The organism is Paraburkholderia sp. BR10954, assembly GCF_040965775.1.
GTDB classification, from domain to species: Bacteria; Pseudomonadota; Gammaproteobacteria; order Burkholderiales; family Burkholderiaceae; genus Paraburkholderia; species Paraburkholderia youngii.
In genome coordinates, this window is record NZ_JBFRCK010000013.1 from 124,622 (window position 1) to 137,442 (window position 12,821).

Annotated in this window: 15 protein-coding genes; 8 read left to right on the forward strand and 7 right to left on the reverse strand. The window is 62.2% G+C overall.

Annotation, left to right across the window (positions count from 1 at the left end; translation table 11 throughout):
• Positions 1-145: 145 nt before the first annotated feature.
• Positions 146-628, reverse strand: a complete 483-nt coding sequence (locus tag AB4Y34_RS19540) for a hypothetical protein (RefSeq protein WP_368716909.1) — start codon at positions 626-628, stop codon at positions 146-148.
• Between the two features lie 82 nt (positions 629-710).
• The gene (locus tag AB4Y34_RS19545) at positions 711-1,394 is read right to left on the reverse strand and encodes a hypothetical protein (RefSeq protein WP_368716910.1); all 684 of its coding nucleotides are present in this window, start codon (positions 1,392-1,394) and stop codon (positions 711-713) included.
• A 539-nt stretch (positions 1,395-1,933) separates the two neighbouring features.
• Between AB4Y34_RS19545 and AB4Y34_RS19550 the strand changes: the two genes are divergently transcribed.
• Genes AB4Y34_RS19550 through AB4Y34_RS19560 form a run of 3 tightly spaced genes read left to right on the forward strand, consistent with a single transcriptional unit; the run spans position 1,934 to position 2,946 of the window.
• Positions 1,934-2,272 carry a hypothetical protein gene (locus tag AB4Y34_RS19550; protein WP_368716911.1) on the forward strand — a complete coding sequence of 113 codons (339 nt, stop codon included), beginning with the start codon at positions 1,934-1,936 and terminating at the stop codon, positions 2,270-2,272.
• Positions 2,273-2,326: 54 nt separating this feature from the next.
• Positions 2,327-2,560 carry a type II toxin-antitoxin system Phd/YefM family antitoxin gene (locus AB4Y34_RS19555; RefSeq protein WP_217910250.1) on the forward strand — a complete coding sequence of 78 codons (234 nt, stop codon included), beginning with the start codon at positions 2,327-2,329 and terminating at the stop codon, positions 2,558-2,560.
• A complete protein-coding gene (locus AB4Y34_RS19560) occupies positions 2,557-2,946 on the forward strand; it encodes a type II toxin-antitoxin system VapC family toxin (protein WP_176111479.1) in 390 nt (129 codons plus the stop codon). Before AB4Y34_RS19555 ends, AB4Y34_RS19560 begins: the two co-directional genes overlap by 4 nt.
• Before the next feature lie 71 nt (positions 2,947-3,017).
• Here AB4Y34_RS19560 and AB4Y34_RS19565 read toward each other — a convergent pair whose 3' ends face one another.
• From AB4Y34_RS19565 to AB4Y34_RS19585, 5 genes are all read right to left on the reverse strand, one after another.
• Positions 3,018-3,785, reverse strand: a complete 768-nt coding sequence (locus tag AB4Y34_RS19565; RefSeq protein WP_176378473.1) for an ABC transporter ATP-binding protein — start codon at positions 3,783-3,785, stop codon at positions 3,018-3,020.
• A 32-nt stretch (positions 3,786-3,817) separates the two neighbouring features.
• Positions 3,818-4,531, reverse strand: coding sequence for an ABC transporter permease (locus tag AB4Y34_RS19570; RefSeq protein WP_368716912.1), 714 nt, complete (start codon positions 4,529-4,531; stop codon positions 3,818-3,820).
• Positions 4,528-5,217, reverse strand: coding sequence for an ABC transporter permease (locus AB4Y34_RS19575; RefSeq protein WP_018434772.1), 690 nt, complete (start codon positions 5,215-5,217; stop codon positions 4,528-4,530). The genes AB4Y34_RS19570 and AB4Y34_RS19575 overlap by 4 nt, the downstream gene beginning before the upstream one ends.
• Positions 5,218-5,306: 89 nt before the next feature.
• Positions 5,307-6,080 carry an ABC transporter substrate-binding protein gene (locus AB4Y34_RS19580; RefSeq protein WP_368716913.1) on the reverse strand — a complete coding sequence of 258 codons (774 nt, stop codon included), beginning with the start codon at positions 6,078-6,080 and terminating at the stop codon, positions 5,307-5,309.
• A gap of 287 nt (positions 6,081-6,367) precedes the next feature.
• Entirely contained in the window at positions 6,368-7,285 is a 918-nt protein-coding gene (locus tag AB4Y34_RS19585) for a LysR family transcriptional regulator (RefSeq protein ID WP_176111474.1), read from the reverse strand.
• Between the two features lie 447 nt (positions 7,286-7,732).
• On the opposite strand from AB4Y34_RS19585, the gene benA reads away from it, so the two are divergent.
• The 5 genes from benA (at position 7,733) to AB4Y34_RS19610 (ending at position 12,815) form a co-directional block, all read left to right on the forward strand.
• A complete protein-coding gene (gene benA / locus AB4Y34_RS19590) occupies positions 7,733-9,100 on the forward strand; it encodes a benzoate 1,2-dioxygenase large subunit (RefSeq protein WP_176111473.1) in 1,368 nt (455 codons plus the stop codon).
• Positions 9,097-9,588, forward strand: coding sequence for a benzoate 1,2-dioxygenase small subunit (gene benB, locus AB4Y34_RS19595; RefSeq protein ID WP_176111472.1), 492 nt, complete (start codon positions 9,097-9,099; stop codon positions 9,586-9,588). Before benA ends, benB begins: the two co-directional genes overlap by 4 nt.
• A 25-nt stretch (positions 9,589-9,613) precedes the next feature.
• Complete coding sequence (benC, locus tag AB4Y34_RS19600) at positions 9,614-10,636, forward strand: benzoate 1,2-dioxygenase electron transfer component BenC (protein WP_368716914.1); 1,023 nt, start codon at positions 9,614-9,616, stop codon at positions 10,634-10,636.
• Positions 10,633-11,424 (forward strand): 1,6-dihydroxycyclohexa-2,4-diene-1-carboxylate dehydrogenase, encoded by a 792-nt coding sequence (locus AB4Y34_RS19605; protein WP_368716915.1) that lies wholly within the window; start codon positions 10,633-10,635, stop codon positions 11,422-11,424. The genes benC and AB4Y34_RS19605 overlap by 4 nt, the downstream gene beginning before the upstream one ends.
• Before the next feature lie 173 nt (positions 11,425-11,597).
• Positions 11,598-12,815, forward strand: a complete 1,218-nt coding sequence (locus AB4Y34_RS19610; protein ID WP_368716916.1) for a benzoate/H(+) symporter BenE family transporter — start codon at positions 11,598-11,600, stop codon at positions 12,813-12,815.
• The last annotated feature ends 6 nt before the right edge of the window (positions 12,816-12,821 follow it).

The following is a 12,821-nucleotide window of genomic DNA, read 5'->3' on the forward strand; positions in this document are numbered from 1 at the left end:
GCGGGGACGCTGCGCGTGGACAGGCTTTTCACTAGCCTCGGTCACCGGGGGCGAGCCTCGATGCGGTGAAGATTGCGGTCGATGGGGACGCGTGGGTGGTGTTGAATCCGTAGCCGACGCGACTTCGCTCGATAACATCGCGCCGTCACGACAACGACCAGGGATCGACCTTGCCACCCTCGATCACGAAGTGCTTCTCATCGACGCTGGGCGCGAAAAGGCGCCAGTCCTCGTCATCTTCGATTCCGTCTGGAATCACCACAAGGCGATACCCTCGCGAGAACAAAACGACGATGCCGCCCGCGTCGTCTGCCGATGCGTCCGCGCACTTGAAAGGCTCTTGCGTTACGAGCATTTCGTGCAAGCGCCTGGCCGTGTCGTGCGCTTTTTCATCAGAGCCGCGCAGATCTTCCCGTGTTGCTACGGTTAATCCATTTCGCTTGATCTGCCAGGCACATTGCACGTGGAGCGCCCACGCTCCATCCTCGTGCTCTTCGCCCCCGAGCGTATACCGCCTTTGGGGACCAAACTGCATGGTGAGCATGTCTCCCGCATGACTGACCCAACTCACCTCGAGCCCAACAAGCACGGCAAGCCGCTTCGTAATTTCTGCCTTAATATCAGTCATCACCATCTCCGAACATTTCCCGCCCGCGCTCTAGCATCTCGTGATAGCCAAAGCCCTGTCTACTGGTTTCTCGATGAAGTCGCTAGGCTTGATCTTTATTCAGATCCAACGCTCTTACAACGGCCTTGAACTGCCTGTTTTGCGCCTGATTGTTGCGCGGCGTACCTTCGCTACCCGCGACCTGCACCCCGTCACCATCCGGCATATCGGGCTGATAGTCGAACGGCTGTGCATTGCCGAGGTTCTGCGGCACGCGCGGTCCGTTGCCATAGAGCGACCTTGGTATGTCCGCGCGGTCCGGTTGCTGCGCGCGCGCGGAGTCCGATTGTGAGGCCTTTTCCCGCTGCTCTCGTATCGCCTGCACGCACTTGCGTATCTCGTCCCGCTCAGGGACGAAGATCAGACTACCGTCCTTCACTTCGTTGTACAGGGCTTTGGCAACCTCATGGTCTCTCATCCTGTACATATGAAAGCGGTTGCCACTCCGGCCGAGCATATCGCGCAACTCGTACGACTGGAGTGACAGCAGCATGGATGGGCTATATCGCAGCCATGCTGCGCGCGCTTCCTCCATGCCCTGCACAATGTCGTCGTGTGCTTCGCGGGGCACGCTCGCCGGCAATGCAAAATGGAACCACCGGTCGACGTCGAACAGCCACGGAGACTCGATGTGAAGGTTGAACGATCTGTAAAGACTGATCGAGAAGAAATGTCCGTGCCGCCTTTCACGGACCTCATGGAAAGAACCGAGGGAAAGTGAAGTCATCGTACCTGACAGCCAATGAAGGAGGCCCGATTGTGCAACAAGAAGCCATCCTAAAAAACCCCGGATAAAGTCTTGCGGGAGGGGCGCTGCGCCTGGACAGGCTTATCACCAAGCCTCGGTCACCCGCCCATTGCGGACAACAAGTTACGTCGGTGCGCCCCTGATCATCAGTCATACCAACGTATTGTCGCGCGCTGGCTGTGACGCGGTAACAGGCGCTTCCGATATCGGTAACTCCTTTTCGAGTATGCGGGTGTTCGTTGGCGCGCACCGGTCTCCGCATGCGAATTGGCAACATGCGGAGGAAAGGGGCGAGTGTATCGGGCGTCACCGCAAAGCTGACAACCCGTTGAAGCCCCGGCGTGTTACACAGCTTCCCGCATCCAGAAGACGGACACTTGCGAACGAATCTGGCACCAATCCGCCATTTATCGTCAGGACCGACCAATCCCCCGCGCAGCCCGAGTCTCGACAGCAGCTCTCCAGTGATATTCGGGAATTAGCCAGAGCGGCACGGCTTTCTGAGCCTGCCGTGGTACGTGCGGCCGAATACGCTGCTCGCGATCGGGACCGAGAACCAGCGGCCCGATTACGACTATGCGTTGCGCAGCGAACTGCACCTGTTCGAGCTGGATTCCGGCAAATCGGCGAGCGTGACGTTGCGCGGCCCGGACGGTGCGGCGGTGACGAGCGTGAGCGTGACGCGCGGCGACCATACCCTGCGGATTCGTAGTCATGGCGTCAAAGCGAGATTGCCGCTGCTCTTACGGCAGTGGCCGGCGTTGCGCGACGCCGGCGGCCTCGAGGTGCGGTCACGCGAGTCAGGCGTGATCCTCGTCTTGCCGGAGGGGGACGGCGAACACACGGTGCACCTGTGAACGGAGCGGAGACCAGCTGCGGGCCTGACTGCCCGCATTGAAATGGTAGAAAAAATGGAGCGACAGATTTCAAAAGCGCTGTTCAAGGCAAAGGCTTGCGAATTGTTCCGGCAAGTGGAAACACTAGGGGGCAGTGTGGTTGTCACCGACCACGGCAAACCTACCATCGAGATTCGACGCTACACCGCTGGCCACACGAATCCGCTCGACGTGCTTCGATCCGGGATCGCCTCGTTCGATCCCGAACCGGCACCTGATTGCACTGCGCGATCGGCGAGGGCTCGATGATTGTGCTCGATACCGCTGCGCTGATCATGTGGCTGAGCGCTCACGACAAGCTGAGCGTCACGGCTCGCAAGGCGATCGACCGCGAAATGAATGCGGGCGAAATCGCCATTTCGATGATTAGCGTCCTCGAGGTAGCGGAATACGTCGAGGATGGCCGGCTCAAACTGTGTGTCGATACACGGCGCTGGTTGTCGACCTTGGCGTCGGTCGAGGGCCTGCGCGTGGTGCCGGTCGATATGGCGATCGCCGTCCAGGCCGCGGCGCTACCCACCACGCTCACGTCGCATCAGCGGCTGATCGCATCCACGGCGATGGCGCTTGGCGGCACCCTGATCACGCCCGACGCGCGATTGCGCGAGTTCTCCTACGCGGGGGCAATCTGGTGAGTGGCGCAGTCGTTCCGCGGATGATTCGGGCTAAGGCACGAGACTGAACCACGCGCCATACCCTGCCGCCGCTACTTCAACCGCCCCGCCAGAAACTGCTGCAACCGCTCGCTACGCGGATTCGTCAGCACCTGATGCGGATGCCCTTGCTCCTCGATCTTGCCCTTGTGCAGGAACACGACATGATTCGACACGTTGCGCGCAAAGCCCATTTCGTGCGTGACGACGATCATCGTGCGGCCTTCTTCGGCGAGCGCCTGCATCACCCGCAGCACTTCGCCGACGAGCTCGGGATCGAGCGCCGAAGTCGGTTCGTCGAACAGCATCACTTCCGGCTCCATCGCGAGCGCGCGAGCAATCGCGACGCGCTGCTGCTGACCGCCCGACAGATGCGACGGATATTTTTTCTCCGTGCTGGCCGGCAAACCGACCTTGGTCAGATACTTGCGAGCGCGTTCCTCGGCTTCGGCGCGGCTCAATCCCAGCACGCTGATCGGCGCCTCGATGATGTTCTCGAGAACCGTCATATGCGCCCACAAGTTGAAATGCTGGAACACCATCGACAAACGCGTGCGCATCGTTTGCAACTGCTTCGGATGGGTCACGCGTAGCGAGCCGTTGCGATCCCTGCTCGTGTTGATCTCCTCGCCGTTCAGCGTGATGCGCCCGGAACACGGCGATTCGAGAAAGTTGATGCACCGCAGGAAGGTGCTTTTCCCGGAGCCGCTCGACCCGATGAGGCTAATCACGTCGCCCGCCTTCGCATTCAGCGAGACGCCCTTCAATACCTCGTTGTCGCCGAACTTCTTGTGCAGGTCGTCGACTGTCAGCTTGTACATGCTCGTATGCTCCATCATGGCGCGAATGCGCTTCAATGCCCTTGCGGTTTCAGATAAGCCAGCAAACGGATTTCCATCTTGCGGAAGCCCCAGATCAGCGTGAACACGATCGCCGCATACAGGATCGCCGCGATGCTGTACGCCTGGAACGTCGCGTAGGTCGCGGAGTTTACGTCGCGCGCCACTTTCAGAATGTCGGGGACGGTCGCCGTGAACGCGAGCGTGGTCGCGTGCAGCATCAGAATCACCTCGTTGCTGTACGAGGGCAGGGCCCGGCGCAGCGCCGACGGCAGGATGATGCGCGTATACAGCTTGAACTTCGACATGCCGTAAGCCTGGGCCGCCTCGATCTCACCGTGCGAGGTCTCGCGGATCGCGCCCGCGAAGATCTCGGTGGCGTACGCGCATTCATTCAGCGCGAACGCGAGCAGCGTGCAGTTCATCGCATTGCGAAAGAAGCTGTCGAGCATCGCGTGCGAATGGACGAAATGCAGACTGTAGAGCCCCGTGTAGATCAGCAGCAGTTGAACGTACAACGGCGTGCCGCGAAACACGTAGGTGAAAAGCCAGACGGGCCCGCAGATGTAACGGTTGCGCGACGCGCGGGCGATCGCGAGCGGAACGGCCAGCACGAAACCGAGCACGATCGACGCAACCAGCAACCACAGCGTGATGACGAGGCCGGTGTAGTTGAAGCCATCCGTGAAAATGTAGTTCTGCCAGTATTGACGGATCAGTTCGATCACAGCGCGGCCCTCCGTACGCCGATCGAGTAGCGCTTCTCGAGGCGGATCAATACCAGGTTCGAAATGGTGGTGATGGCGAGGTAGATGGCTCCGGTCGCCAGCGTGAAGAAGAAGAACGACTGGGTGCTCTTGCCGGCGTCCTGCGATGCCTTCACGACGTCCGCGAGACCGATGATCGACACGAGCGCGGTGGCCTTCACGAGCACCTGCCAGTTGTTGCCGATGCCGGGCAGCGCGAAGCGCATCATCTGCGGGAACAGAATGCGGGTGAACACTCGGCGCGCGCTCATGCCGTACGCGAAGCCCGCTTCGATCTGCCCGCGCGGCACCGACAGAAACGCGCCGCGGAAGGTTTCGGTGAAGTACGCGCCGTAAATGAAGCCCAGCGTGATCACGCCGGCGAGAAACGGATCGATGTCGATCTGCTCCATGCTGAACATGTCGGTCAGCTCATTGAGCCAGATCTGGATGCTGTAGAACAGCAACAGCATCAGCACGAGGTCGGGCACGGCGCGGATCAGCGTCGTGTACATCGTGCCGATGCGCGAAAGCACGCGGTTGGTCGACAGCTTCGCGGCGGCGCCGAGAAGTCCCAGCGCGAACGACGCCGCGAGCGACAGCACCGCGAGCTTGATGGTTACCCACGTGCCCGCGAGGAGCAGCGGACCGAAGCCTTGAAACAGCATGGGAGTGTCCTTGTTGAAGGAGCGACCCGCGCGCATACGCGCGGGGCCTGGCGATCGGGTGGAGCGGGCCCGTGGTGTTGCGCGCGGGCTTAGCCGCCGTACACGTCGAAGTCGAAGTACTTCTGCTCGATCTTCTTGTACGTGCCGTCCTTGATCATGTCGGCGATCGCCTTGTCGACCTTGATCTTCAGGTCTTCGTCTTCCTTGCGCATGCCGATGCCCGCGCCGTTGCCGAGGATCTTCGGATCGTCGATGTTCTGCCCGACGAAGGCGAAGTCCGCGCCGCGCGGCGTCTTCAGGAAGCCCTGGTCAGCCTGTACCGCGTCTTGCAACGCCGCGTCCAGACGGCCCGACTGCAGGTCGGTGTAGACCGCGTCCTGGTTCTGATACGGCACGACCTTTACGCCCTTCGCCTCCCAATAGGTCTTCGCGTAGGTTTCCTGGATCGTGCCCTGTTCGACGCCCACCGTCTTGCCCTTCAGCGATTCAGCGGTCGGCACGATACCCGAGCCCTTCTTTGCGACGAGTCGTGTCGGCGTGTTGAACAGCTTCGACGAGAAAGCGATCTGTTCAGCACGTTTCGGCGTCATCGACATCGACGACAGCACGCCGTCGAACTTCTTCGCCTTCAGTGCCGGAATCATGCTGTCGAAGTCCTGCTCGACCCACACGCACTTCGCATTCAGACGACGGCAGATTTCGGTGCCGAGATCGACGTCGAAGCCGACCAGCTTGCCATCGGTCGCTTTCGATTCGAACGGCGCATAGCTCGCATCCACACCGAAGCGGACTGTGGACCAATCTTTGGCGAAAGCGCCGGTGGCAGCGAGCGCGAGGGCGAGGGACAAGGCAAGTTTCTTCATCAAAGTCTCCGGGAGGGATGCAACGAGTGCGATGTTGTATAGACAAATTATCCCGTACGGCCGATGAGCGGCAATCAGGGTTAGTGCTTACGCGCACCCAGGAGGGGAGACGGAGAATAGGAGCAAATGCCTTTGCAGACAAGCTTTTCAGGCCGATTGAAAGGCTGCGGGCTCAGCCGTAATTTTCGCGTATACCCGCGGTCTATACCGTGGCCACGAGCTTGTCCATACAACTTCGTTACGGCGACGCCCGCATGGACGTCTAGCCGCGAACCGCGCGATCCGCGCTACTGATGCGAAGGCGGTAGATAGGTCATGTGCTGTTCGTTGTACAGCGCGTAGATCAGTTCCTGCATGCGCTGAATGTCGGCCGATTCGTCGAGCATGCGCATGCTCATGATGATCGGCGACACGAGGTTCTCATCGTCGAGGTCCTTATAGGCGATGTCGCCGCGCTGCAAGCCGTACACGCTCGCCGGCACGATCGAGATGCCTTCGCCCGCGGCGACGAGGCCGAGCGCGATCTGCAACTCGCGCGTCTCGTAGAGCCGCTGCGGCTTCAGCCCGCGATCGTGAAACGCGGCCAGCACCTGGTCCGCGTAACTGGGCCGAGGCGCCTTCGGAAAGATGATCAGCGTTTCGCTGGTCAGGTCGTGCATTGACAGCACCGGCTTCGCGTCGATCAGCGGATGGCCGAGCGGCAGCGCGACGATCATCCGTTCTTCGCGCAGCACGACGCGCCGGATGCTCGGGTCTTCGTGACGAATGCGGCCGAAGCCGACGTCGATGCGGCCTTCCTTGAGCGCCTTGATCTGATCCATCGTCGACATCTCGTGCAGGCTCAGCTCGACCGTGCTGTTCTCGGTACGAAAGCGCCGGATGATTTTCGGCAGCATGCCGTACAGCGTCGAGCCGACGAAGCCCACGGACAAACTCCGCTCGATCTTGCCGACGCGCCGCGTCATCGCCTCGATTTCCGTCGTTTGCGCGAGCAGCTGCACCGCGTGCGAATAGAAAAAGCGGCCCGCCTCGGTCAGCTTCAGCGGCCGCGAGTTGCGCTCGAACAGCTGCACGCCGAGCGTGTCTTCGAGCTGCTGGATCTGCCGGCTCAAAGGCGGCTGCGCAATATGCAGACGTTTGGCGGCCTTGGTGAAGTTGCATTCCTCGGCAACGGCCACGAAGTAGCGCAGGTGGCGCAATTCCATAAAAATACCTTCTAAGTATCGTCGCGATACTAAATCAGTGTTGGACGATGCAAATGGCGCGCAACTATCCTTCAGTTACCGTAGACGCCCCGCAAAATTATACCTCCCGAGCATTGACAACTCGGCCCGGTCTGAAGCGTCGGTCGGCCCCACGGAGACGGCGCAGGCGAATCCTCGCGCATGGGATCCAAGACTTAGAAAGAGTTCAGGAGCAGCAGTGAAACACGCTGAAATCGAAACCCTGCCGAAAGGGTTGTCCACCGATATCCCGCCTCTCGTGCCGAAGGTCGAGCCCTTGCGCGCCGCGACCTGACGCAGCCCCCGGAGGCGCACCGCCTCCACTCCCCGACGTGAAAGACCAATCGGCCAGCCGGCCTCGCGGCAGGCAGGCCGCTCCCTACACGCGTGCTTCGCACGCATACCGACAGTCCGTACCAGGAGACACGCATGATTCCGATCTACCCGGATCACACTCCACAATTGAAGAATATCGACGACTTTCTCGTCGAAGACCGCGAGCGCGGCGATTACCGCCTGCATCGCAGCGCGTTTACCGACGAGCGTTTGTTCGAACTCGAAATGCAGCACATTTTCGAGGGCAACTGGATTTATCTCGCGCACGAAAGCCAGATTCCGAACAACAACGACTATTTCACGACCTACATGGGCCGGCAGCCGGTCGTGATCGCGCGCAACCGTCAGGGCGAGCTGAACGCGTTCATCAATTCGTGCACGCACCGCGGCGCGATGCTGTGCCGCCACAAGCGCGGCAACAAGGCCACCTATACGTGCCCGTTTCACGGCTGGACCTTCAACAACAGCGGCAAGCTGCTGAAGGTCAAAGACCCGTCGGAAGCGGGCTATCCCGACTGCTTCAACAAGGAAGGCTCGCACGATCTGAAGAAGCTCGCGCGCTTCGGCAACTATCGCGGCTTCCTGTTCGGCAGCCTGAGCGATGACGTGCCGCCGCTCGAGACGTTCCTCGGCGAGGCGGCGCTCATCATCGACATGATCGTCGACCAGTCGGAAGACGGACTCGAAGTGCTGCGCGGCTCGTCGACCTACACGTATGAAGGCAACTGGAAGCTGACCGCGGAAAACGGCGCGGACGGTTATCACGTGTCGGCCGTGCACTGGAACTACGCGGCGACGACCAATCATCGCAAGGAAGAAAACGCGCGCGAAGACAAGATCCGCGCGATGGATGCGGGCAGCTGGGGCCGTCAGGGCGGCGGCTTCTACGCGTTCGAGCACGGCCACATGCTGCTGTGGACGCGCTGGGCGAATCCCGAAGACCGTCCGAACTTCAGCCGCCGCGAGGAATTCGCCGCGCGCTGCGGCGCCGAGCGCGCTGACTGGATGATCCAGAACTCGCGCAACCTGTGCCTCTACCCGAACGTGTATCTGATGGACCAGTTCGGCTCCCAGATTCGCGTGCTGCGGCCGCTGTCGGTCAACAAGACCGAGGTGACGATCTACTGCATCGCGCCGAAGGGCGAGTCCGACGAAGCGCGCTCGCGCCGCATCCGTCAATACGAAGACTTCTTCAACGTGAGCGGCATGGCCACGCCCGATGACCTGGAGGAATTCCGCGCCTGCCAGTTGGGCTACGCGGCCCGCGCGGTCGAATGGAACGACATGTGCCGCGGTTCGAAGCACTGGATCGACGGCGCCGACGAAGCCGCGCAAAAGATCGGCCTGAACCCCGTGATGAGCGGCGTGAAAACCGAAGACGAAGGCCTCTACACGGTGCAGCACCGCTACTGGATCGACACGATGAAAAAGGCGCTGAACGCGCCGGGGAGCCGCGCATGAGCAACATCGCCATCACCGATATTCAGGCTTTCCTGTTCCGCGAAAGCCGCCTGCTCGACGACGAGCAATGGGACGAATGGCTCGCCTGCTATCACCCGGACGCGTCGTTCTGGATGCCGTCGTGGGACGACGAGGACAAGCTCGTCACCGATCCGCAGCGCGAGATTTCGCTGATCTATTACCCGAACCGCCAAGGCCTCGAAGACCGCGTGTTTCGCATCAAGACCGAGCGTTCCAGCGCGACGATGCCCGATACGCGCACGAGCCACAACGTCGCGAACGTCGAAGTGGAGAGCGCGGAGAGCGGCGTGTACACGGTGCGCTTCAACTGGCACACGCTGAGCCATCGCTACAAGACCAACTACAGCTACTTCGGCATGTCGCGCTACGTGATCGACTTCAACGGCGCCGAGCCGCAAATCCTGAGCAAGTACGTCGTGCTGAAGAACGACTACATCAATCAGGTCATCGACATCTACCACATCTAGCCGGTGCGGTTGCAGGAGACAGGTCATGGAACACACTATTGCACTTCAATTCGAAGACGGCGTCACGCGCTTCATCAGCTGCCGTGAGAACGAAACGCTGTCGGATGCCGCGTACCGGCAGAAGATCAACATTCCGCTCGACTGCCGCGAAGGCGCGTGCGGCACCTGCCGCGGACTGTGCGAATCGGGCGCGTACGACATGCCCGAGGAGAGCTACGTCGAAGATGCGTTGACCCCCGAAGAAGCGGGCAAGGGCTATATCCTCGCGTGCCAGACGCGGCCGCGCTCGGATCTGGTGATTCGCGTGCAGGCGTCGTCGGCGGCGTGCAAGACCGGGGTGTCGCGTTTCGAAGGCACGCTCGCGGCGGTCGAACGGCTGTCGGATTCGACGATCCATTTCTCGATCGATATCGACGGCGCGAGCGCGCCGAGCTTTCTCGCGGGGCAATACGTGAACGTCGAGATTCCGGGCGCGAGCGGCGAGAGCCGGTCGTATTCGTTCAGCTCGGCGCCGGGCGCGACGCGCGCGGCGTTCGTCGTGCGCAACGTGCCGGATGGCAAGATGAGCGGCTTCCTGAGCCGCGATGCGCAGCCGGGTCAGTGGATCGGCTTCACGGGTCCGTATGGCAGCTTCTATCTGCGCGATCCGCAGCGCCCGGTGCTGTTCCTCGCGGGCGGCACCGGCATCGCGCCGTTCCTGTCGATGCTCGACGTGCTAAAGGCGGGCGGCAACACGCAGCCGGTGCGCCTCGTGTACGGCGTGACCCACGACATCGACCTGGTCGCGCTCGAACAGCTCGAACAAGCGCAGCGCACGCTGCCGAATTTCAGCTACCGCACCTGTGTCGTCGATGCCGCGAGCAGCCACGAGCGCAAAGGCTACGTGACCGCGCACGTCGACAGCGAATGGCTCAATAGCGGCGACGTCGACGTCTACCTGTGCGGCCCGGTCGCGATGGTCGAAGCGGTGCAGGGCTGGCTGCGCGACAGCAGCGTCGAGCCCGCGAACTTCTACTACGAAAAATTCTCGGCGAGCAACGTAGCATGACCTCGACCTTTACCGATCGCTTCAAGGACAAGGTGCTCGTCGTGACCGGCGCGGGCCAAGGCATCGGCCGCGGCGTCGCGCTGCGCGCGGCGCGCGAGGGCGCGGCGGTGGTGCTGGTGGACCGTTCGCCGATCGTGCACGAGGTGGCCGAAGAGATTGCGCGCGCCGGCGGCGACGCGCGCGCGTTCATCGCCGACCTCGAAACCTATGCGGGCGCGACTGCGATGACGGCCTTCGCGATCGATACGTTCGGCCGCATCGACGCGCTCGTCAACAATGTCGGCGGCACGATCTGGGCGAAGCCGTACGAGGAGTATGAAGCGGAGCAGATCGAGGCCGAGGTGCGGCGTTCGCTGTTCCCGACGCTGTGGTGCTGCCACGCGGTGTTGCCCGCGATGCTCGAGCGCGCGAGCGGCGCGATCGTCAACGTGTCGTCGATTGCGACGCGCAGTATTTATCGCGTGCCGTACGCGGCGTCGAAAGGCGGCGTCAATGCGCTGACTGCGAGCCTCGCATTGGAGCATGCCGAACACGGCATCCGCATCAACGCGGTCGCGACCGGCGGCACCGAAGCGCCGCCGCGCCGCGTGCCGCGCAATACCGCACCGCAAAGCGAGCAGGAAGCGACGTGGTATCAGGGCATCGTCAATCAGACGATCGCGTCGAGCCTGATGCATCGCTACGGCACGATCGACGAACAGGTCGGCGCGATCCTGTTCCTCGCTTCCGACGAAGCGTCGTATATCACCGGCACCGTGCTGCCGGTCGGCGGCGGCGATCAGGGCTAGCAAGCGGCGGGCCGAACGACGCCGATAGGCCGCGCGGCGATTGTCCTTCATACTATCGGCCCGCAATGACTCCGCTGCCGGATGGTGACATGCGGTGATTCGCGGTCACTCGCGGTGACATGCGCCGCCCGGCGCGTGTCACCAACAGCGGGCCGCCACGACCCACATCGACGATGAATCCCACCCCTAGCCAGGCGCCTACCACGCGCGCCATTGCGGCCGACTGGTCCGTGTCCGCCATCGTGGCCGGCTTTCTGGCCGTGCTGATCTCGTACGCGGGCCCGCTCGTGATCTTCTTCCAGGCCGCGCAAGCGGCCCACATGCCCAACGAGATGGTCGCGTCGTGGGTATGGGGCATCTCGATCGGCCCGGCCGTCTCCGGCATCTTCGCGAGCTGGAAGCTGAAGGTGCCGGTCGTGACCGCGTGGTCCGCGCCCGGCACCGCGCTGCTGGTCGGACTGTTCCCCGCGTTGACGCTGCATCAGGCGGTGGGCGCGTATCTGAGCGCGGCCGTGATCATTCTGCTGATCGGCATATCGGGTTATTTCGATCGCATGGTGCGCAGCATTCCGAAGGGCATCGCCTGCGGGATGATGGCCGGCATTCTGCTGCAGTTCGGCACTCATGCGTTCAAGGCGGCCGCGTCGATGCCGGCGCTGGCGTTCGGCATGATCGGTGCGTACATCGTCTTCAGGCGCGTGCTGCCGCGCTATTGCATCGTGTTGGTGTTGCTGACGGGCACGGTGCTCGCCATCGCGCTCGGCGCCGCGCACCTCGGCGCGCTGCCGCTGCAAGTCACGCGGCCGATCTTCATCCAACCCGAATGGACGCTGAGCTCGACGCTGAGTCTTGCGCTGCCGCTCGTCGTCGTCAGTCTGACCGGCCAGTTCCTGCCGGGCATGGCGATTCTGCGCGTGTCCGGCTATCACACGCCGGCCCGGCCGATCATCACAGCGACTAGCATCGCGTCGATCGGCGTGGCGTTTTTCGGCGGCATCACGATCGTGATCGCCGCGATCACGGCGGCGCTGTGCACCGGCAAGGACGCGCACGACGACCCGGACAAGCGCTATATCGCCGGCATCGCCAACGGCGTGTTCTATCTGATCGGTGGGACCTTCGCCGGTGCGATCGTCGCGCTGTTCACGATGCTGCCGAAGGAATTCGTCGCGATTCTGGCGGGCCTCGCGTTGATCGGTGCGATCACGTCGAACGTGATGGGCGCGATCCAGGACGAAGACCATCGCGAGGCCTCGGTCATCACGTTTCTCGCGACCGCATCCGGTATGACCTTCCTCGGGCTCGGCTCCGCGTTCTGGGGCATCGTGATCGGCTCGTTCGCCTACCTCGTGCTGAACAAGGTGCGGCGCGAGACGTCGGCAAACCAATGACGAAGC

What these genes read in the sequence shown, in the direction of transcription:
- AB4Y34_RS19585 (WP_176111474.1), bottom strand. Translation starts at nt 7,285, where the DNA reads ATGGAATTGCGCCACCTGCGCTACTTCGTGGCCGTTGCCGAGGAATGC.
- AB4Y34_RS19540 (WP_368716909.1), bottom strand. Translation starts at nt 628, where the DNA reads ATGACTGATATTAAGGCAGAAATTACGAAGCGGCTTGCCGTGCTTGTT.
- AB4Y34_RS19555 (WP_217910250.1), top strand. Translation starts at nt 2,327, where the DNA reads ATGGAGCGACAGATTTCAAAAGCGCTGTTCAAGGCAAAGGCTTGCGAA.
- AB4Y34_RS19545 (WP_368716910.1), bottom strand. Translation starts at nt 1,394, where the DNA reads ATGACTTCACTTTCCCTCGGTTCTTTCCATGAGGTCCGTGAAAGGCGG.
- benC (WP_368716914.1), top strand. Translation starts at nt 9,614, where the DNA reads ATGGAACACACTATTGCACTTCAATTCGAAGACGGCGTCACGCGCTTC.
- benB (WP_176111472.1), top strand. Translation starts at nt 9,097, where the DNA reads ATGAGCAACATCGCCATCACCGATATTCAGGCTTTCCTGTTCCGCGAA.
- AB4Y34_RS19580 (WP_368716913.1), bottom strand. Translation starts at nt 6,080, where the DNA reads ATGAAGAAACTTGCCTTGTCCCTCGCCCTCGCGCTCGCTGCCACCGGC.
- benA (WP_176111473.1), top strand. Translation starts at nt 7,733, where the DNA reads ATGATTCCGATCTACCCGGATCACACTCCACAATTGAAGAATATCGAC.
- AB4Y34_RS19565 (WP_176378473.1), bottom strand. Translation starts at nt 3,785, where the DNA reads ATGTACAAGCTGACAGTCGACGACCTGCACAAGAAGTTCGGCGACAAC.
- AB4Y34_RS19560 (WP_176111479.1), top strand. Translation starts at nt 2,557, where the DNA reads ATGATTGTGCTCGATACCGCTGCGCTGATCATGTGGCTGAGCGCTCAC.
- AB4Y34_RS19605 (WP_368716915.1), top strand. Translation starts at nt 10,633, where the DNA reads ATGACCTCGACCTTTACCGATCGCTTCAAGGACAAGGTGCTCGTCGTG.
- AB4Y34_RS19575 (WP_018434772.1), bottom strand. Translation starts at nt 5,217, where the DNA reads ATGCTGTTTCAAGGCTTCGGTCCGCTGCTCCTCGCGGGCACGTGGGTA.
- AB4Y34_RS19610 (WP_368716916.1), top strand. Translation starts at nt 11,598, where the DNA reads ATGAATCCCACCCCTAGCCAGGCGCCTACCACGCGCGCCATTGCGGCC.